The sequence below is a fragment of the Phreatobacter stygius genome (assembly GCF_005144885.1).
Lineage (GTDB): Bacteria > Pseudomonadota > Alphaproteobacteria > Rhizobiales > Phreatobacteraceae > Phreatobacter > Phreatobacter stygius.
Genome location: NZ_CP039690.1, coordinates 5,999,991 through 6,018,765 on the forward strand (window position 1 = coordinate 5,999,991; position 18,775 = coordinate 6,018,765).

Genomic DNA, 18,775 nt, shown 5'->3' on the forward strand with positions numbered 1-18,775 from the left:
GCTCTGCCGGTTTCGTCAGTTGCCGGAACCCGAGGCGCCAGTGGTCTGCAGGGCTGCGGTTGTCTTCCGGTCAGGGCCGTATTCGTCGGCGCCATGGATCTGCAGCAGCTCGGCGAGCTTGCCGCGGGCGCGATTGACACGGCTCTTGACGGTGCCGACGGCAACGCCGCAGATCTCGGCGGTTTCTTCATAGGACAGGCCGCTTGCGCCAACCATGATCAGCACTTCGCGCTGCTCGTCCGGCAGGGTCGCCAGCGCCTTGCGGAAATCGGCGAGGTCGAGATGGCTTTCCTGGTTGCCCTGGGTCGACAGGCGTTCGGTATAGGTGCCGTCGCTGTCCTGGATCTCGCGCCCGCGTTTGCGGTAGAGCGAGAAATAGGTGTTGCGCAGGATGGTGAAGAGCCAGGCCCGCAGGCTGGTTCCGGGTTCGAATTTCTCGGCATTCGACCAGGCCTTCAAGAGCGTATCCTGGACCAGGTCGTCAGCCAGTTGCATCGAGCCGGACAGCGATGCCGCGAAAGCCCTCAGGTTCGGAATCTCGGCAATCAGTCCGTCCCTGAAAATGTCATCGCTCATCGGTTTCACCATTCGACTGGGCCTTCAGCTCCTTGGCTTCGAGCTGCGCCAGCAGAACCAGAAAACGATCGGGGATCGGGGCCCTGACGAGATCGTCGTAATGGGCTTTCAAGGAACGGCCAATGGCATCCTGAACGCGTTGATCGAGGACAGGCTCGTTCTCGAAGACCTCGAAATCGCGGGCGGGGTCTTCGTCTCTTGGGTTCACCATGCTCGTCCTCATCATCACCTTGACCAGCGGAATCCGCAGTTGTCGATTGGCCACAGAAGCGTCGCGCTCGCCAAGGCGCAGATATACCAATCCGCCTAAGGAACCTGTGCGCCTCAGGAAAGTTCCATGTCGAGCAAGAAATAAAATGCTTGCCAAGCGATGGCGGCAAATGTTCGCCTTCCGACCAATAAGGAGCACCATACGATGTCGATCGCGAAGGAAATAGCCCAGCATCTCCCGTACCTTAGGCGTTTCGCACGGGCTTTGTGCGGGACCCAGGCGAGCGGCGATGCCTATGTCGTGGCGACATTGGAGGCGTTGGTCGAAGACCCCACGATCTTCGAACGCAGCCTCGGCGAACGCATTGCGCTCTACCGGTTGTTCCTCAAGCTCTGGTCCTCGGTCGGCGTCAACAACGAAGGCGAGGGGGATCGGTCCTTCGCCGAGCGCAACCTCGACGCGCTGACGCCGCGCTCCCGCCAGGCCTTCCTGCTGCGCACCGTCGAGGGTTTTTCGCTGTCCGAGGTCGCCAGCATCATGGCCGAGCCGGTGGCCGACACCGCCGACCTGCTCGATCGCGCCGGCCGCGAGATCGCCGAGCAGATGGCGACCGACGTGCTGATCATCGAGGATGAACCGATCATCGCGCTCGATATCGAGACGATGGTGCAGGAGCTCGGGCACCGGGTCACCGGCGTCGCGCGCACCCACAAGGAGGCCGTCGCCCTGGTCGCCGCCAAGCGGCCGGGCCTGGTACTCGCCGACATCCAGCTCGCCGACGGCAGCTCGGGCCTCGACGCGGTCAACGAGATCCTCCGCTCGATCTCGGTGCCGGTCATCTTCATCACCGCCTATCCGGAACGCCTGCTCACCGGCGACCGGCCGGAACCGGCCTTCCTGATCACCAAGCCGTTCCAGCAGGATGCGGTGAAGGCAGCGATCAGCCAGGCCTTGTTCTTCGACCGGCGCGCCGGCAAGGCGGCCGCCTGATCGAAGGCGCACCACGCGAAACGGGGCCGGCCACACGACAGATGTCGGCCCTCGAAACACAAAACCCCCGCTTCGGATCACCCGAAGCGGGGGTTTTGATCTGGAGGAATGGCCGCCTGTCGACGCGTCGGCGCCGTCAGCCCCTGCCGCGAACCAGACCCATGACCGCGGAGATCGCGAATGCGATCAGCGCCACCACGAAGACGATTTGGGCGGCCGACATGGCGGTTCCCGCAACGCCGCCGAAGCCAAGGGCCGCGGCAATGAGTGCGACGATCAGAAACATGATGGCCCAGCCGAACATGGCGTCTCTCCTGTGCTGCCTATTGAAGTCTTTCGGAAAACGCCGCGTGCCGTGTTTTGTTCCTCGTTTGCGGGTGCAACGGAAGGCTCCGCCGCGCGCTGTCCGGGGCCGCGGCACGGTCGGATCGCGACCGAGACAAGGCAGGCCCGTCATGACCCGGCGACGCCGGCTCATGCTCCGCTCGCCGTAGCTCAGGTCGTCAGGTCATCGCGCCGGGGCTCGGCTTGTCAGTGTCGGGATCGTTTGCCGAAGCCGCTGAGGAAACCCATCACCGTGGCGACCACGACGATGACGATCGACACGATCATGATGATGTTGATCACTGCCATGGCGCTTCTCCCGCATCGGCCTTGAAAGCATCGGTGTGACCACCGAGCTCCGCCCATTCTGTTCTGTGCCCCGGCCGTCAGGCTGAAGGCGGCCGGCGATCGTTGGTCGGCTACACCGCAGGAACTGGTCCGTCGGGCATGCGTTGCATCATGACAGGGCCCATCGAAACAACGGCTTCCGAACGCGCCAGAGCGAGCGCGCGAGGCTCTTCCTTTGTGGGCGGCCCCGGCCCGGCAGGTTGCGTCGACGATATCGAATAACGCGGCGCTAATCTATCTCTGCCAGAATCATTCAAATGAGCGGTAAGGTTCGGCTGCCAATGGAGGGATCGAACCTTGGCAAATACAAGAGTTCTGATCGTCGAAGACGATCCATTCATTGCGCTCGATCTTGAGGCCACGGTCGGCGACGGCCTGGATGGCGATGCCGAGCTGGTCGTCGTCGGCTCGCTGGACGAGGCGAACAAGGCGGCGGAGGCGCCGTTATCCTTCGCCTTGCTCGATATCGACGTCATTGGCGGCAAGACCTTCGCGCTGGCCCAAGCCCTGGCCAGCCGCGGTACGCCTTTCGCCTTCGTCTCGGGCTCGTTGCCGGCGGACCTGCCGGAACTGCTGCGCGCGGTGCCCTTCGTTCGCAAGCCGTTTTCGGCGCCCGAGATCCGGCGGCTGGTCGAGAATGTCCTGAACGCCGAGGCCTAGGTTTCGGTCGCTGCCGGTTCCTTTTTCGGGAAAATCAGGGTGACACGCGTGCCCGGCCTTGGCGCACCGGGATCGATCATCTCCACGGCCATCGTCGCCCGCATGCTGCGCAACAGGCTGGCGATGACCGATTGGCCAAGGCCGTCGGACTCGACTTTGGCCGGCATGCCCACGCCGTCGTCCTCGATCCGCAGCAGGACGGCATTCGTGTCGTCGGCGGCCGGGTGCACGCCAACCGTGATCGTCCCCGCCATGCCCGAGGGAAAGGCATGTTTGATCGCGTTGGTCACCAGTTCATTGACCAGCACCACATAGGACACGGCATCGCGTCCGGGCAGCCGGATATTCTCCATGGCGAGTTTGAAGGTGATCGGGCGGCCCTCGGCGGCCTTGCCGATCTCGGCCAGGAGGTCTTCGAAATAGGGGCGGGCATCGATCTCGTCGGCCTCGATGTCGATGCGCAGGCGGCGCTGTCCGGCGGCGATCGCCTGGATGCGCGACTGGGCCTGGGCGAGAGCGGCCTTGACCTGTGGTTCGCGCGCCTGGCGGCCCTGCACGCTGAGCAGCGCGGACACCGTCGCCAGATTGTTGCCGACCCGGTGGTTGACGTCCTTCAGCAGCGCCTCGACCCTGAGCTTCTCGTTTTCCAGCTGCTGCGTCCGCTCGGTCACGCGCCGATCGAGCAGCGCATTGGCCTGGGCCAGGCTGAGATTGCGGCGGTTGCCGACATAGAGCTGCCGCCAGGCGGCAAAGGCCAGGAAAGCCAGCGCCAGGACCACGCCCAGCGTGCTGATCAGCCTGCGCTGATTGCCGGTGGCGGTGCGCTCGGCTGAAAGCCGGGTCTCTTCGGCCTGCAGTTCGCCGACGGTGAGGCGCACCTCGTCCATCAGCCCCTTGCCGACCTCCTGGCGGACCTGGTCGAGCGCCTTGGCCAGGTCGCCGGCGCGATAGGCGGCGATGGCCTCGTCCAGTCCCGCCATCTTGGCGGTGGCGAGATTGCGCAGCCGGGTCACACGGATGCTCTGCGCGGGATTGTCGGAGACGAGTGTGGCAAGGCTGCCGAGTTCGGCCGCGATGGCCGCTTTGCCGCTGTCATAGGGTTCCAGGAATTCCCGCCGGCCGGTGAGCAGGAAGCCGCGCTGGCCGGTCTCGGCGTCGCGCAACTGGCCGAGAAACCGCTCGGCATGTTCGCGCGCCTGCAGCGCATGGACGACGCGGCGCACCGCTTCGAGCGCCTGCAGGTTGATCAGGGCGACCATGACGATGGTCACCGCGACCGCGGCCAGCGCCAGAATGCCGCTGACCAGGGGCGTCATCGACCTCGCCCGTTGAGTTGGCCACCAATTGGTCATCGCCGAGCGCGTCTTCATCCAACCGATCATCGGATCGAGTTAGGCTAAGGCGGCGCCTCGTCCTATGTCAAAAGACATGGCTTGCCCGGCCTGCCGGTCAGCGGCCCAATTGGCGGCCGAGCGCGGCGCCGAGCAAGACGATGCCGCCGAGCGCGGCGACCTTGAGCGTGTTCTTCGAGCCGAGCGCGCTCGCCGCGATCGGCGCGGCGACCAGCGCCGTGGTCGCCAGGGCATTGGACCTGCGCGGACGCGATTGCATGAAGGCTGCGATGGCAAAAATGACCAGCGCGACGACGAACAGGCCGGCGGCGATCACCAGGCTCGCCACCACCGCATCGTAACGCAGGGCGAGCATGGTGTAGAGCCCGGCGAGCGCAAAGCCGCAGGCGACGACGCCGATCAGAATCGCGACGACATAGAGGCCGTGGACGACCAGGCTCTTCCTGATCGATTGGCCTGCCTCGCTCATGGCCAGCGCGCCGAGCACCTTGAACATGTCAGCGCGCCGTCATGAAACCGACGACCAGGCCAATGGCCGCGGCAATGCCGAGCGCGCGCAGCGGCCGGGCTTTCAGCTCGTCCGCCACCAGGCGCTGCAGTTCCGACGCCTGGCCCTTGGCGGCCTTGACCATCACGTCAGTGTCGACGCCGGCCGCTTTCAGCTTCTGATTGACGTTCGCCGCCAGTTCCTCGGCATTGCGCACGACGGTGTCCTGCAATTCCGAAGCCTCCTCGCGCGCCTTGGTGGCGGTTGCCGAAACGCGCTCGGCGGCGTCCTCGGCCGCGGCCGAGACAGCCGACAGTCGTTTGCCCGACGAAACAGGATTGGCCATATCAATCTCCTTGCAAAATCGATGAAATCGCTTCGGTGCGGGAGCGGGTCGCCCCGCTTCGATCCCATGATGAACGTCCGGCCCTCCGATCGGTTCCCGGACCATCTCACGGGGTCGGTGCGGCCGGCGGGCAGCGTTCTTCGGCGCGGTATTTGGCGAAGGTTTCGACGCCGACCATCGCGATCAGCAGGATCGGCGTCGACAGCACGGCGCCGATCGGCCCCCACAGCCAGAGCCAGAAGATGAAGGAGATGAACACCAGGAAGGGCGACACGGTCAGCCTGTTGCCGACCACGGCGGGGGTCACGGCATTGCTCTCCACGAGATGCAGGACATAGAAGGCGGCGGCCGGCCAAAGCGCGGCAAGCGTGGTCGTGGTCGTTAGCAGGCCGGCTGCGAACAGCAGCGCCGCGACGATGATCGGGCCGACAAAGGCGAGATAGTTCAGCAGGAACGCCAGCGCTCCCCAGAAGATCGGAAACGGCAGGCCGGCGATCCAGGCGATGATCGTCGTGGCCGCGCCCAGTCCCAGATTGATGACCGTGACGATGCCGAGATAGGCAGCCACCCGCTCTTCGATTTCTTCGAAGAAGCCGCCTGCCGATTTCCGGGCCCCGCGGCCAAGGCAGAGGCGGAGGATGCGCGCCTTCATGATGCGACGGGTGGCCAGGTAGAAATAGGTGGTGGCAATGAAAATGAGCACGCCGCCGGCGGCCGCGGAGGACGATATGGCGAAATGCATCACCTGGCTGCCGCCGGCGACGTTGACCTGCAGGCCCGACGAGGTCGAGAGGCTCTCGAGCGCGGTTTCGACCTGTTTGATGATCGCAAATATGTCGGCGAGCTTGGCCTGGAGCGCCGCCATCATGGCCGGCAACTGGTCGCTCCAGGCGGCGATCGGGACGGTGAGCAATGAGAGCGCGGCAAGTGTCAGACCGACGCTGGCCAGCACGAGGACCGCCGCCGCCAGATGCCTTGGAACCCCGTGCCGAACCAGCCGATCGACGAGCGGGCCGAGAACCAGGCCGATGATGACGCCGGCGGTTACCGGCAGGGAGATGGCGCGGGTCATGTTCAGCGTGGCGATCGCCAGAATGACGAATATTCCGACCGCCGCATAACGCAGGACGAGATCGTGTTCGAAGGTTCCGCCGTCATCGATGGCGTGCTCGTCGGTATCGTCCGTCGGCGGGTCATAAGACGCCAGCGCGCTCAGGAAGTTGTCCCATGCCATGGTCTGACCCTTTGCCGGCTCTCGCCGTCTGTCCGGCGCCGCATCAACGCGTGGGCCCCAGCCATAGTTCCACATGGCCCGCGTGTGGTTTTTGGTCCGAGCGCTTTTTGCAGGCCTCGACGATCGGGACGCTGGGGGAAGGCGGGTGCGGTGCCGGTCACGCGGCCGCCTTGCGTGAGTTGACGCTGGGGTTGCCCCAGGGTCGGTCGAAAGATCCATTGTCGTGCGGATCGGAATGACGGTTATGTGCGGCAACACACTCGACCATTGCACGGGCGATCATATAGTTTGTGCAATGGCCGGATCATTGATGGCCGATGAATTCGCAAGATCTGACCCAAGAAGTGACCGTGCCGATCCGTCGTATTCTCGCTGCCCTGCTCTGGACGATGCTGGTCGCCGGTCCGGCGCGCGCCCAATGGCTGGTGCAGGATATCGCGGCACGACCGGGCAGTGCCGCCGTGCTCGACCTGACTTACCGCAGTTCGGGCGAGAAATTCACGGTCGTCTGCAGCGAAACCGGTGTGTTCATCTCCTACGCCGCGGGATTCCGGGTCGATCGCCCGCGCGACAGGCCGATAGCGGGCACCTATCAGATCGACGACGGGCCTTCCAAGCCGATCAGCTGGACCACGCCGGGACGCACGGCCTATGTCAGCGCGCGTTATGCCGAATCCCTGCTGCGCGATATTGCCGGCGCCGCGCGTCTGTTCATTCAGTTCGCCGGTGTCGAGCAGACCTTCGACCTGACGCCGCTTCTGCCCTATGCCGAATCGATCAGGCGGCGGTGCCGGATGCCGTAGGGCGAGCCCCCCGATCGGGTCCTGACGGCCGCTCCTTCGCCTTCGAAGGGCAGGGTCTCGGTGGCGAATGTCGGCGGGGTCTCGGCGAGGCCGGTGGCGAAGGCCTTGACCACGGCACGGCCGACCGCCGCCCGGGCCTCCCGGTCTTCGTGGAACAGGCCGAGTTCCTCGCAGGTCTGGTCGAATTTCAGCCGCATCTGCCGAATGTCCTGAAGACTATAGAGGCAGCGCGGGCCGGGCCGAGCGATGTCGTCGCGCATGGCATGAGCCTCCCTCACAAACCGGCCGAAGCGGCAGGCAGGCCAGCTCGGTCCGACAACCCGCGGGCCCCGGTCTTTGTTCCGCCCGGCGGCGGCATGTCGCGGGTCGAACTGAGCGCAGACCAGCCGTTCCGAAAAGGAACTGCGCAGCCGGTCGGTTGTTGAATACACATTCGAGGGCGGTGCGCCGGCCGTCGGCGACGCCGTTCAGACCGGTCAGCCGGAGCCCATCATGGATGCTATCCCCCAAGAGATGCGCGACAAGCTCATTGGTGCGATCGCGGCGCTCAACCAGGTCGCGGAGGCCCTGGCGGATCGGGGCCTGAGGCTGGATATCGAGAGCTCGGATGCAACCCTTGCCGGCAGTCCCGGCCAGCGGAACATGTTCCGCGCCCGCATTTCGGCGCCGTCCATCCTCATTCCCTGACAGGCAGGCCGCCGCTCGCCGCCTGTCACGTCCGCTGCAGGCGCTCGACGACGCCGTCGATGTAGCGCGCCATCAGTTCGGGCGCCGAGGCTGAAAACATCCTGATGCGGCCGGTATGGGCGAGCAGGAGCAGGCCGGCGGCGTGGGCGAAGGCGTCGACCATCAGGAGATTGGCCGCTTCGCGTGTCGCGCCCAGGCTTTCGGCGGCTTCCGCGATCGGCCCGAGCGCCGCCGCGAGCCCGGCATTCAGCTCCTCGTCGCGCTCCCGGCCGAGGCCTTTCGGTTTCATGCCACCGCGGAACAGGTAGAAGCCGAGATCGAGATCACGCGGATTGGCTGCATAGAAGCCGAAAAAGGCGGTTGCCGCGGCGCGCAGCCGTTCGGCGGGCGTGCGGCAGCGGGCGACCGCCCGGTCGACGGTTTCGCTGAGATTGGTCAGCGAGGCCTGAAGCACCTCGGCGTAAATCGCTTCCTTGGACGCGAAGTGGAAATAGAGCGCGGCGGGCGTGTAGCCGGCTTCCGAGGCAATCGCCCGCAGCGACGCGCCATCAAGGCCCTCCGCCTCGAAGACCTTGCGCGCGGCGTCCAGGATGAGGCTGCGCTTGAGCTCCTTGACCGCCCGGGTGCGTCCCTGCCTGCGCTGTTCCACCGTTCTTCCCGTCGCGTCCCGATTGACTGTCGATAAATTTTCTAACACTGTTCAATTAATCAAACAAGAAGTCCTGGAGGTGCCCATGTTGATGACGTCCGCCGACTATCGCGAGTCGCTGCGCGCCTATCGGCCGCGTGTCTTCGTCAATGGCAACGCGGTGGCGAGCGTCGCCGACGAGCCGTTGCTGGCGCCCGGCATCAATGCCGTCGGCACCGCCTACGACCTCGCGCACGAAGCCGGGCATCGCACCGTCATGACGGCCCGGCAGGGGACCTCGGGCAAGACCGTCAACCGGATGCTGCACATCGACGAGACCTCGTCGGATCTCTTGCAGAAGCTGGAAGCGGTGCGTCTGGCCTGCCGGATCTCGGGCTGCGCCCAGCGCTACCTCGCCCATGACGCGCTCAATGGCCTGTTTCAGGCGACGCGGCGCACCGACCAGGCCCATGCGACCGACTATTCCCAGCGCTTCCTGAACTACCTGCACGCGGTGCAGGACCGCGACCTGACGCTCGGCATCGCCATGACCGACGCCAAGGGCGATCGGTCCAGGCGGCCGGGCGGGCAGGCGAACCCGGACGTCTATGTCCATATCAAGGAGCGGCGGCCCGACGGCATCGTCATCCGCGGCACCAAGGCGATCGTCACCGGCGCGCCCTATATGCACGAATTCCTGGTCATGCCGTGCCGGACGCATGTCCCGGAAGATGCGGACTTCGCGGTCTGCTGCGCGGTGCCGGTCGATGCGCCCGGCGTCACCATCGTCGCCCGCCCGGCCGGCCGCCCAGGCGAGGCGGCGGCCAAATTTTCCGCCCGATACGGCCAGTCGACCGGCGTCGTCCTGTTCGACGACGTGTTCGTGCCGCATGATCGGGTCTTCCTCGCCGGCGAGGTCGAGGAGGGCGGTTTCCTGACCACCTCCTACGCCACCCACCACCGGCATTCCTGCATCGGCGCGCGCGCCGGCTTCGGCGACCTGTTGATCGGCGCCGGCGCGCTGATGACCGAAGCCAATGGGCTCGATGCCGACGCCCATGGTCATATCCGCGACGCCATGGTCGAGCTGATCACCATCACCGAAGGCTTCTACGCCTGCGGCGTCGCGTCATCGGTCTATTGCGTCCAGGACCCCGCCGGTTCGGTCATGCCGGATGCGGTGTTCTCGAACATCGGCAAGCTCCTGCTGGCGACCAGGATCTACGACATGCATCGGCTCGCCCATTATGTCTCGGGCGGCCTGATCGTCGCGCTTCCCGGCCCCGACGAGGACCACAATCCGATGACCCAGGCTTCGCTTGCCGCCGTGCTCGGCGGCCGCGCCGACATTCCCATGGCGCAGCGCATCGAGGTCTCCCGTTTCATCGAAGATCTCACCATTTCGCATCAGGCTGGCTGGTACTCGGTCATCTCGCTCCATGGCGGCGGCTCGCCGGAAGCCATGAAACGCGAGGTCTGGCGCAATTATCCGGTCATGGAAAAGGTCGAGCTGGTCGAGAGCCTGCTCGACCGCGGCGTCCTGGCCGGCGGCGGCCGTCCGTCCAGGCAGCCGGGACGGTGCTGCGCCACGGGCTGCGAGCCGCCGGGCCTGGCCGGGCCTCAGGCGCGGTCTCAGGATCGGGTTGTTGTGGCAGACGAGGGGAGGGCTTGATGACGAGCAGCACGATGACGGATCGCAGCCTCGCCGGCGAGGCGCCGGGTTACGCCACCCACGAGGTGTTCAACCAGTCCGGTTCGCTCGCCGATTACAATGCCTTCGCCGGCGACACGGCGCTGGTCGAGGCGGCCCGCGTTTTCGGTACCGATTGGGCCGGCGACCATTTGCGTCGCGCCGGTGCGATCGTCGGCAGCGAGAAGGTGCAAAACCTTGCCCGGCAAGCCAACCGGAACCTGCCGGAACTCAGGACCCATGACCGGTTCGGCAACCGGCTCGACGTGGTCGAGTTTCATCCGGCCTATCACGAGCTGATGGGTCTGATTTACGGCACCGAGACCCACAGCTTTGCCTGGACCCACAAGCGGCCGGGCGGCCATGTCGCGCGCGCCATCCTCAGCTATCTCTGGAACCAGGGCGAAAACGGCATCTGCTGCCCGATGGGCATGACCTTCTCGGCGATTCCCGCGCTCAGGCACGACCCCGCGCTGTTCGACCAATGGGCGCCGCAGATCCTGAAACCCGTCTACGATCCCAGGCCGATCCACGCCGCCGCGAAAGCCGGCGCAACCGTCGGCATGGCCATGACCGAGAAGCAGGGCGGCTCGGATCTGCGCGCCACCATCACCACGGCGAGGCCCGCCACCAGCCGCCGGGGCTCCGGCGCGCCTTATCTCATCACCGGCCACAAATGGTTCTTCTCGGTGCCGATGAGCGATCTGTTCCTGACCCTGGCGCAGACGGAAAAGGGGCTCTCCTGTTTCCTGGCGACCGGCTGGCTGCCCGACGGCACGCGCAACCGGCTGAAGCTGCAGCGGCTCAAGGACAAATGCGGCAACAAGTCGAATGCCTCGTCCGAGGTCGAATTCCACGACCTCTACGCGGTCATGCTCGGCGAGGATGGCAAGGGCATCCGCACCGGCATCGAAATGGCCCATGTCACCCGGCTCGATTTCGCCGTCGGCTCGTCCGGCCTGATGCGCCAGGCTCTGTCGCAGGCGATCCACCACACGACCAACCGGCGCGCCTTCCAGCGGTCGCTGGTCGACCTGCCGATCATGCGCAATGTGGTGGCCGATCTGGCTGTCGAGAGCGAGGCGCTGATGTGGATGTCGATGCGGCTGGCCTTTGCGCTCGACCGCTCCGACGAGGACCGGTTCGAGCAATTGCTGTCCAGGATCTGCACGCCGGTGGCCAAATATTGGGCCTGCAAGCGCGCGCCGCCCTTCGTTGTCGAGGCGCTGGAATGCCATGGTGGCAACGGCTTCATCGCCGATCACCTGATGGAGCGGCTCTACCGCGAGGCGCCGCTGAACGGCATCTGGGAGGGCACCGGCAATGTCATTTGCCTCGACGTGCTGCGCGCGATGCAGCGCGAACCCGAAACCGTCACGGTGTTCCTCGACGAACTGCGCAAGGCGCGTGGGGCGGATCGCCGCTTCGATGCCTTCACCGACGACCTGGAGCGCCGCCTTGGCCAGCTCGCGGATTTCGAGGGCGCGGCGCGCCGGGTCGTCGAGATGATGGCCTTTGCCCTTCAGGCGAGCCTGCTGCTGCGCCATTCGACCCCGGCCGTTGCCGACGCCTTCTGCGCGACCCGTCTGGACGGCGATTGGGGGCAGGCCTTCGGGACCATGCCCAGCGGCCTCGACAGCCAATCCATCATCGACCGTGCCCGTATTGCGCCGGGCTGAAGTCGCAAGAGAACTCCAAGGCTATTTCGTTATTTATTCGAACATGACAATATTGAAAGGCAGAACGAACAAAGCTGGCGGCAACCCGGCGCGGCAAACAAGGACCTTGGCAGCGCGATGAGCGACCTTTCGCCCAGGCAATCGGAAATCCTGGCGCTGGCGCGGACCGCCGGCAAGGTCGGCGTCGAAGATCTCGCCCGGCGTTTCGAGGTGACGCCGCAGACCGTGCGCAAGGACCTCAACGAGCTCTGCGAGCGGCGGGTGCTGCAGCGTGTCCATGGCGGCGCGGTGGTCGCGTCGGGTGTCGCCAACCTGTCCTATGATGCCCGGCGCTTTGCCGCGGCCGAAGCCAAGCGCGCCATTGGAAGCGCCGCGGCGGCGCTGGTGCCGAACGGCTCTTCGCTGTTCATCAATATTGGCACGACCACTGAAGAAGTCGCCAAGGCCCTGGCTTTTCGCGACGACCTTCTGGTCATCACCAACAACCTGAATGTCGCTACCGAACTCTACCGGCACGCCGGCATCGAGGTGATCGTCACCGGCGGCCCGGTGCGCAAGGCCGACGGCGCGGTGGTCGGCGCCGCCGCGACCAATCTGATCCGGCAGTTCAAGGTCGACTATGCGGTGATCGGCGTGTCGGCCATCGACGCCGACGGCACGCTGCTCGATTTCGACTATCGCGAGGTGCTGGTCACCCAGGCGATCATCGAGAACGCGCGCCATGTCATCCTGGTGTCCGACCAGACCAAGTTCACGCGCAAGGCGCCCGTGCGCATTGGCCATATGAGCCAGATCGACAGTTTCGTCACCGACCTGGTGCCTTCAGAGGACATCCGGCAGATGTGCCTGGAGGCGCAGGTCGACCTGGTCGAGGCCGATCCGGGTGGCGTTCTGAGCCGAGGCGAGCCGGATTGAGGTTTATCGGTCTTCGGGTTGATTTTCACTTGCACGCGTTTCGATCTTCGTTTTAGCCTTTGTCTGGTACAGGCCGCATCAAACGGCCATGCCGGAGATTGCGCGTGCAGGGCCAATTCGACCTCCTGGTGATCGGCGGCGGCATCAATGGCTGCGGCATCGCGCGCGACGCGGTCGGCCGCGGACTGACGGTTTGCCTGGTCGAGATGGACGATCTCGCCAGCGGCACCTCGTCGTCCTCGACCAAGCTGATCCATGGCGGCCTGCGCTATCTCGAATATTACGAGTTTCGCCTGGTGCGCGAGGCGCTGAAGGAGCGCGAGGTCCTGTGGGGCATAGCCCCGCATGTCGTTGGTCCCTTGCGCTTCGTCCTGCCGCATCATGCCGGGCTGCGTCCGTCCTGGCTCCTGCGCACCGGGCTTTTCCTCTACGACCATCTGGGCGGCCGCAAGCGGCTGCCGCCCACCCGCAGCCTCGACCTGACGCGCGACCCCGCCGGGCTGCCGTTGAAGCCCGGGCTGTTCACCAGGGCCTTCGAATATTCCGATTGCTGGGTCGATGATTCCCGGCTCGTGGCGCTGAACGCCCGCGACGCGGCCGATCGCGGGGCGGTCATCCGCACCCGCACCCGCGTGGTCGGCGCCGAGCGGCTGGCGGAGGGCTGGCAGGTGACGGTCGAGGACGTGGCGAGCGGCGCCCGCGACGTCGTCGCCGCCCGCATGCTGGTCAATGCCGCCGGCCCCTGGGTCGCCGATGTCCTGTCGGAAAAGCTCGGCATGGCGGCCCGCGCCAAGGTCCGGCTGGTCCAGGGCTCGCATATCGTCGTCCGCAAGCTGTTCACCGACGAGCGCTGCTACATTTTCCAGACCGCCGACGGGCGCGTCGTCTTCGCCATCCCCTATGAGGGTGATTTCACCCTGATCGGCACCACCGATCTCGATTATGACGGCGATCCGGCGGCCGTCGCGGCGACCGAGGCCGAGGTCAACTACCTGTGCGAGGCGGCGAGCGTCTATTTTCGCTCAGCCGTCACGCCCGCCGACGTGGTCTGGCGCTATTCCGGCGTCCGTCCACTTTATGACGACGGCGCCAGCGAAGCCCGGGCGGCGACCCGCGACTATGTCTTCGAACTCGATGATGCCTCCGGCCAGCCACCGCTCCTGTCGATCTTCGGCGGCAAGATCACCACCTACCGGAAGCTCGCCGAGGACGCGCTCGGCAAGCTCGGCATCGGTCCGGGCCAGCGCGGCGCCGGCTGGACCGCGCATGCGGCCTTGCCGGGCGGCGACTTCCCCGTCGACGGGCGCGCCGCGCTTGCCGCCGAACTGCGGGCCGAATTCCCGTTCCTCGCCGCCGATCATGCGGCGCGCCTTGCCCGTTCCTATGGCACGCGCGCCCGGGCGATCCTTGGCGAAGCGCGCCGCGCCGAGGACCTCGGCCGCGATTTCGGCGCGACCCTGACCGAAGCCGAGGTGCGTTATCTCGCCGATCGGGAATGGGCCCGCTCGGCCGGCGATATCGTCTGGCGCCGGTCGAAATTGGGGCTCAGGATGCAGCCGTCCGAAATCGCCGCGCTGGACGGCTTCATGGCGGGCCTGGTCGGCGCCGGGCAGAGCGGAACCCTCCGCCGGGAGGCGCGATGAGCCTCGTCCTCGACGCCGTGTCGAAATCGGTTGCGACGGTGAAGCATCTCGACGCGGTGTCGCTGACACTCAAGCGCGGCAGCCTCAATGTGCTGCTGGGCGCGACGCTGGCCGGCAAGACCAGCCTGTTGCGCGTCATGGCCGGCCTCGACCCGCCAAGCGCGGGCCGCGTCCTGATGGACGGTGTCGATGTCACCGGCGTCCCGGTGCGGCGGCGCAACGTCGCCATGGTCTATCAGCAGTTCATCAACTACCCGACGCTGAGCGTTTTCGAGAACATCGCGTCGCCCTTGCGGGTCCAGGGCGTGGCGGGCGCCGAGGTCGAGGCGCGGGTCGGGACCGCGGCGAAGCTCCTGCGGCTCGAGCCTTATCTCAAGCGCATGCCGCTGGAACTGTCCGGCGGCCAGCAGCAGCGCACCGCCATTGCCCGGGCGCTGATGAAGGGCGCCGACCTGGTCCTGATGGACGAGCCGCTGGCCAATCTCGACTACAAGCTGCGCGAGGAGCTGCGCGAGGAACTGCCGCGCATTTTCGAGGCCTCCGGCGCCATCTTCGTCTATGCCACGACAGAGCCGGCCGAAGCCCTGATGCTCGGCGGCTCGACCGCAACCCTGCACCAGGGCCGGTTGACCCAGTTCGGGCCGACCGGCGAGGTCTATCGGCAGCCGCGCGACCTCACCTCGGCCGAGGTCTTTTCCGACCCGCCGCTCAATGTCATCGACGTCGCCAAGCGCGGGCCGGTGCTGGATTTCGGCCCCTTCGGCGCGGCGCCGGCCGGCCGTTTCGCCGGCGTCGCCGATGGCGCCTATGCCATGGGTTTCAGGGCGCACCAATTGTCGCTCGACCGGCTCGGCGAGGGCGCGCTGGCGCTGCCCTCGACGGTCCGCGTGTCCGAGATCACCGGCTCGGAAAGCTTCGTCCACCTGGCGGCCGGCGCGCATCTTCTGGTGGCGCTGGCGCAGGGCGTGCGCAATCTCGAGCCGGGCCAGGCGATCACCACCTGGCTCGACCCGCAACAGGCCTTCCTGTTCGGCCAGGACGGGCGGCTGGCGGGCGGGCCGGCCGCTGCAGCTGCCGCTGCCGCGGCAAGGGTCGGGGAGGGCGCGTCATGACGGCGATCACGCTCGAGCACATGGCCCATTCCTACCTCAAGACGCCGAGCCGGGCGGAGGACGACTGGGCGCTGAAGGAGCTCGATTTCACCTTCCGCCATGGCGGCGCCTATGCCCTGCTCGGGCCATCGGGCTGCGGCAAGACCACACTTCTCAACATCATCTCGGGCCTGGTCGTGCCGACCCGCGGCCAGCTCAAATTTGACGGCCGCGACGTTACCAAGGCCAGCACGGTCGACCGCAACATCGCCCAGGTGTTCCAGTTCCCGGTCGTCTACGACACCATGACGGTCGGCGAGAACCTGGCTTTTCCCCTGAAGAACCGCCGGCTCGACCCGGCCAGCATCAAGCGGCGGGTCGGCGAGATCGCCGAATTGCTCGACCTTGGCCGCGACCTCGACCGCAAGGCGCGGGGCCTGACTGCCGACGCCAAGCAGAAGATCTCGCTTGGCCGCGGCCTGGTCCGCTCGGATGTCTCGGCCATCCTGTTCGACGAGCCTCTGACCGTCATCGATCCGCATCTGAAGTGGGAATTGCGGTCGAAACTGAAGGTCATCCACCGCCAGCTCGACGTGACCATGATCTACGTCACCCATGACCAGACCGAGGCGCTGACCTTCGCCGACACGGTCATCGTCATGTCGGACGGCCGGGTGCTGCAGGCCGGCGGCGCCGAGGAGCTGTTCGAGCGTCCAGCCCATCGCTTCGTCGGCAATTTCATCGGCTCGCCCGGCATGAACTTCATTCCCTGCGCGGTCGACGGCCGCACGGCGAGCGTCGCCGGCACGATGCTCGATCTCAAGCACGGTTACGGGCCGCTCAAAGGCGCTGTCGAACTGGGCATTCGCCCGAACTATGCCCGCCTCGGGCCATCAGGGGCGGGCATTCCGGCGCGTGTCCTGCGCATCGAGGATCTCGGACGGATCCGGCTGGCGCGGGTCGAGGTTGCCGGCCGGGCGGTTGCCGTGACCGTGCCCGACGACGTCACGCCGGCCGGCGACGCCGCATCGGTGCTGTTCGATCCCGGCCGCATCAACATCTATGCCGACGGCCGGCTCGTCACGCCTGAGAGGGAGGCCTGACCCATGCAGAAGATCGCGGACAACAAGGCCTGGTTCCTGGTTCTCCCCGTCGTGCTGATCGTCGCCTTCAACGCGCTCGTGCCGCTGATGACGGTGGTCAATTATTCGGTCCAGGACACCTTCGGCAACAACCAGTTCTTCTGGAACGGCATAGGCTGGTTCCAGGAGGTGCTCGACCCGAGCTCGTCGGTCGGCCAGCGCTTCTACGATGCGCTCGGGCGCAACCTGATGTTTTCGGCCATCGTGCTGGCGATCGAGGTGCCGCTCGGCATCCTGGTGGCGCTGTCCATGCCGAAGAGCGGCTGGGGCGTGGCCTGGACGCTGGTGCTGATGGCGCTGCCGCTGCTCATTCCGTGGAATGTCGTCGGCACCATCTGGCAGGTCTTCGCGCGCGGCGACATCGGCCTGCTCGGCTATGCCGTCAACGGGCTCGGCATCGACTACAACTATGTCCGCGATCCGCTGGCCGCCTGGGTGACCATCATCGTCATGGATGTCTGGCACTGGACCAGCCTGGTGGCGCTGCTCTGTTATGCCGGCCTCAAGTCGATCCCCGACGCCTATTACCAGGCCGCCAAGATCGACGGCGCGTCGCGTTTCGCGGTGTTTCGCACCATCGAGCTGCCGAAGATGAACCGGGTCCTGCTGATCGCGGTGCTGCTCCGTTTCATGGACAGCTTCATGATCTATACCGAGCCCTTCGTGGTCACCGGCGGCGGTCCGGGCAATACCACCACCTTCCTGTCGATCGATCTGGTCAAGATCGCGCTCGGCCAGTTCGATCTCGGCAAGGCCGCGGCCCTGTCGATCATCTACAACGTCATCGTGCTGACCGTCTGCTGGGTCTTCTACACCGTCATGACCCATGGCGAGACCCAGCGGGAGGGCGCGCCATGAGGGCCAGCCGCACCATCCTGATCGTCTATCTCGTCTTCCTCATGTTGCCGATCTATTGGCTGGTCAACATGAGCTTCAAGACCAATACCGAGATCACCACGGCCTTCTCGCTCTATCCGCAGACCTTCACCCTGCGCAATTACGAGAAGATCTTCACCGATCCGTCCTGGTACATGGGTTATGTCAACTCGCTGACCTTCGTCGTGATCAACACGCTGTTGTCGATCGGCATCGCCCTGCCGGCGGCCTATGCCTTCTCGCGCTACAAATTCGTCGGCGACAAGCACCTGTTCTTCTGGCTCCTGTCGAACCGCATGGCGCCGCCGGCGATCTTTGCGCTGCCCTTCTTCAATCTCTATTCGGCGATCGGCCTGTTCGACACGCCCTGGGCGGTGGCGCTCGCCCATTGCCTGTTCAATGTGCCGCTGGCGGTCTGGATTCTCGAGGGCTTCATGTCCTCGGTGCCGCGCGAGATCGACGAGACCGCCTATATCGACGGCTATTCCTTCCCGCGCTTCTTCGTGAAGATCTTCACGCCGCTGATCGCCAGCGGCATCGGGGTGGCGGCCTTCTTCTGTTTCATGTTCTCCTGGGTCGAGCTGTTGCTGGCGCGCACGCTGACCAACAACAAGCCGATCTCCTCGATCATGACCCGCACGGCCTCGGCGGCCGGCATGGACTGGGGCCTGCTCGCGGCCGCCGGCGTGCTCACCCTCATCCCCGGCGCGCTGGTGATCTGGTTCGTCCGCAACTACATCGCCAAGGGCTTCGCCCTGGGGAGGGTGTGATGGCCGACTGGTTCGCCCGGACCGTCGACTGGTTCGCCCAGACCTTCGCCTGGATGGCCTGGACCTGGCAGACCGGCCTGTTCTTTTTCGTCCTGTTCTGCACGCTGGTCGTGATGACCGTGCTCGCCGTCCGTTACCCGGAGGTCGAGCGCAGCGGGGCCTTGAGGATCGCCACGACGCGCGGCGACCGGCTGTTTCTCTCGCTTTTGAGCGCCGCGATCATCCACATCCTGTGGATCGCGGCCCTGGGCGCCTCGGGCCTTTGGGGCGCGACGCTCGTTTCGCTCGTCTGGGCCTTCGGAGTGTTCCGATACGTCTGACGC

At 65.9% G+C, this 18,775-nt stretch carries 22 protein-coding genes; 13 read left to right on the forward strand and 9 right to left on the reverse strand.

What is annotated here, in order from left to right:
- Nucleotides 1-15: 15 nt before the first annotated feature.
- Entirely contained in the window at nt 16-576 is a 561-nt protein-coding gene (locus tag E8M01_RS28275) for a sigma-70 family RNA polymerase sigma factor (protein ID WP_136963206.1), read from the reverse strand.
- Nucleotides 566-1,021, reverse strand: coding sequence for a NepR family anti-sigma factor (locus tag E8M01_RS35650; protein ID WP_136963207.1), 456 nt, complete (start codon nt 1,019-1,021; stop codon nt 566-568). The genes E8M01_RS28275 and E8M01_RS35650 overlap by 11 nt, the downstream gene beginning before the upstream one ends.
- Here E8M01_RS35650 and E8M01_RS28285 point away from each other — a divergent pair.
- The gene (locus tag E8M01_RS28285) at nt 992-1,777 is read left to right on the forward strand and encodes a response regulator (protein WP_136963208.1); all 786 of its coding nucleotides are present in this window, start codon (nt 992-994) and stop codon (nt 1,775-1,777) included. The two genes, E8M01_RS35650 and E8M01_RS28285, sit on opposite strands and share 30 nt — an antisense overlap.
- Nucleotides 1,778-1,913: 136 nt before the next feature.
- Here the strand turns inward: E8M01_RS28285 and E8M01_RS28290 are convergent, their stop codons facing one another.
- The gene (locus E8M01_RS28290) at nt 1,914-2,081 is read right to left on the reverse strand and encodes a DUF1328 domain-containing protein (RefSeq protein WP_136964877.1); all 168 of its coding nucleotides are present in this window, start codon (nt 2,079-2,081) and stop codon (nt 1,914-1,916) included.
- A gap of 665 nt (nt 2,082-2,746) precedes the next feature.
- Between E8M01_RS28290 and E8M01_RS28295 the strand changes: the two genes are divergently transcribed.
- On the forward strand, nt 2,747-3,109 hold the full coding sequence (locus tag E8M01_RS28295; protein ID WP_136963209.1) for a response regulator: 363 nt from the start codon (nt 2,747-2,749) through the stop codon (nt 3,107-3,109).
- Here E8M01_RS28295 and E8M01_RS28300 read toward each other — a convergent pair.
- From E8M01_RS28300 to E8M01_RS28315, 4 genes are all read right to left on the reverse strand, one after another.
- Complete coding sequence (locus E8M01_RS28300; protein ID WP_170182116.1) at nt 3,106-4,425, reverse strand: sensor histidine kinase; 1,320 nt, start codon at nt 4,423-4,425, stop codon at nt 3,106-3,108. The genes E8M01_RS28295 and E8M01_RS28300 overlap by 4 nt on opposite strands.
- A gap of 133 nt (nt 4,426-4,558) precedes the next feature.
- Nucleotides 4,559-4,957, reverse strand: a complete 399-nt coding sequence (locus E8M01_RS28305; protein WP_136963211.1) for a hypothetical protein — start codon at nt 4,955-4,957, stop codon at nt 4,559-4,561.
- Nucleotide 4,958: 1 nt separating this feature from the next.
- On the reverse strand, nt 4,959-5,294 hold the full coding sequence (locus E8M01_RS28310; protein WP_136963212.1) for a hypothetical protein: 336 nt from the start codon (nt 5,292-5,294) through the stop codon (nt 4,959-4,961).
- A gap of 106 nt (nt 5,295-5,400) precedes the next feature.
- Nucleotides 5,401-6,528: an AI-2E family transporter gene (locus E8M01_RS28315; protein ID WP_170182117.1), complete on the reverse strand. Its 1,128-nt coding sequence runs from the start codon at nt 6,526-6,528 to the stop codon at nt 5,401-5,403.
- A gap of 317 nt (nt 6,529-6,845) precedes the next feature.
- Between E8M01_RS28315 and E8M01_RS28320 the strand changes: the two genes are divergently transcribed.
- Nucleotides 6,846-7,331 (forward strand): hypothetical protein, encoded by a 486-nt coding sequence (locus E8M01_RS28320; protein ID WP_136963214.1) that lies wholly within the window; start codon nt 6,846-6,848, stop codon nt 7,329-7,331.
- Here E8M01_RS28320 and E8M01_RS28325 read toward each other — a convergent pair.
- Nucleotides 7,292-7,591, reverse strand: a complete 300-nt coding sequence (locus E8M01_RS28325) for a hypothetical protein (RefSeq protein WP_136963215.1) — start codon at nt 7,589-7,591, stop codon at nt 7,292-7,294. The two genes, E8M01_RS28320 and E8M01_RS28325, sit on opposite strands and share 40 nt — an antisense overlap.
- 232 nt (nt 7,592-7,823) lie before the next feature.
- On the opposite strand from E8M01_RS28325, the gene E8M01_RS28330 reads away from it, so the two are divergent.
- Nucleotides 7,824-8,018 (forward strand): hypothetical protein, encoded by a 195-nt coding sequence (locus E8M01_RS28330; RefSeq protein ID WP_136963216.1) that lies wholly within the window; start codon nt 7,824-7,826, stop codon nt 8,016-8,018.
- 25 nt (nt 8,019-8,043) lie between these two features.
- On the opposite strand, the gene E8M01_RS28335 is transcribed toward E8M01_RS28330, so the two are convergent.
- Nucleotides 8,044-8,667, reverse strand: coding sequence for a TetR/AcrR family transcriptional regulator (locus E8M01_RS28335; RefSeq protein ID WP_136963217.1), 624 nt, complete (start codon nt 8,665-8,667; stop codon nt 8,044-8,046).
- Between the two features lie 85 nt (nt 8,668-8,752).
- On the opposite strand from E8M01_RS28335, the gene E8M01_RS28340 reads away from it, so the two are divergent.
- From E8M01_RS28340 to E8M01_RS28380, 9 genes are all read left to right on the forward strand, one after another.
- Nucleotides 8,753-10,318 (forward strand): 4-hydroxyphenylacetate 3-hydroxylase family protein, encoded by a 1,566-nt coding sequence (locus tag E8M01_RS28340; protein ID WP_136963218.1) that lies wholly within the window; start codon nt 8,753-8,755, stop codon nt 10,316-10,318.
- On the forward strand, nt 10,318-12,015 hold the full coding sequence (locus tag E8M01_RS28345) for an acyl-CoA dehydrogenase family protein (protein ID WP_246088462.1): 1,698 nt from the start codon (nt 10,318-10,320) through the stop codon (nt 12,013-12,015). Before E8M01_RS28340 ends, E8M01_RS28345 begins: the two co-directional genes overlap by 1 nt.
- Nucleotides 12,016-12,132: 117 nt before the next feature.
- Complete coding sequence (locus E8M01_RS28350) at nt 12,133-12,930, forward strand: DeoR/GlpR family DNA-binding transcription regulator (RefSeq protein WP_136963219.1); 798 nt, start codon at nt 12,133-12,135, stop codon at nt 12,928-12,930.
- Between the two features lie 104 nt (nt 12,931-13,034).
- Complete coding sequence (gene glpD / locus E8M01_RS28355; RefSeq protein ID WP_136963220.1) at nt 13,035-14,573, forward strand: glycerol-3-phosphate dehydrogenase; 1,539 nt, start codon at nt 13,035-13,037, stop codon at nt 14,571-14,573.
- Nucleotides 14,570-15,685, forward strand: a complete 1,116-nt coding sequence (locus tag E8M01_RS28360) for an ABC transporter ATP-binding protein (RefSeq protein ID WP_136963221.1) — start codon at nt 14,570-14,572, stop codon at nt 15,683-15,685. Before glpD ends, E8M01_RS28360 begins: the two co-directional genes overlap by 4 nt.
- Nucleotides 15,682-16,767 (forward strand): ABC transporter ATP-binding protein, encoded by a 1,086-nt coding sequence (locus E8M01_RS28365; RefSeq protein ID WP_136963222.1) that lies wholly within the window; start codon nt 15,682-15,684, stop codon nt 16,765-16,767. Before E8M01_RS28360 ends, E8M01_RS28365 begins: the two co-directional genes overlap by 4 nt.
- A gap of 3 nt (nt 16,768-16,770) precedes the next feature.
- Entirely contained in the window at nt 16,771-17,664 is an 894-nt protein-coding gene (locus tag E8M01_RS28370; RefSeq protein WP_136963223.1) for a carbohydrate ABC transporter permease, read from the forward strand.
- Entirely contained in the window at nt 17,661-18,452 is a 792-nt protein-coding gene (locus E8M01_RS28375) for a carbohydrate ABC transporter permease (RefSeq protein WP_136963224.1), read from the forward strand. The genes E8M01_RS28370 and E8M01_RS28375 overlap by 4 nt, the downstream gene beginning before the upstream one ends.
- Nucleotides 18,452-18,772, forward strand: coding sequence for a DUF2160 domain-containing protein (locus tag E8M01_RS28380; protein WP_136963225.1), 321 nt, complete (start codon nt 18,452-18,454; stop codon nt 18,770-18,772). The genes E8M01_RS28375 and E8M01_RS28380 overlap by 1 nt, the downstream gene beginning before the upstream one ends.
- Nucleotides 18,773-18,775 lie beyond the last annotated feature (3 nt).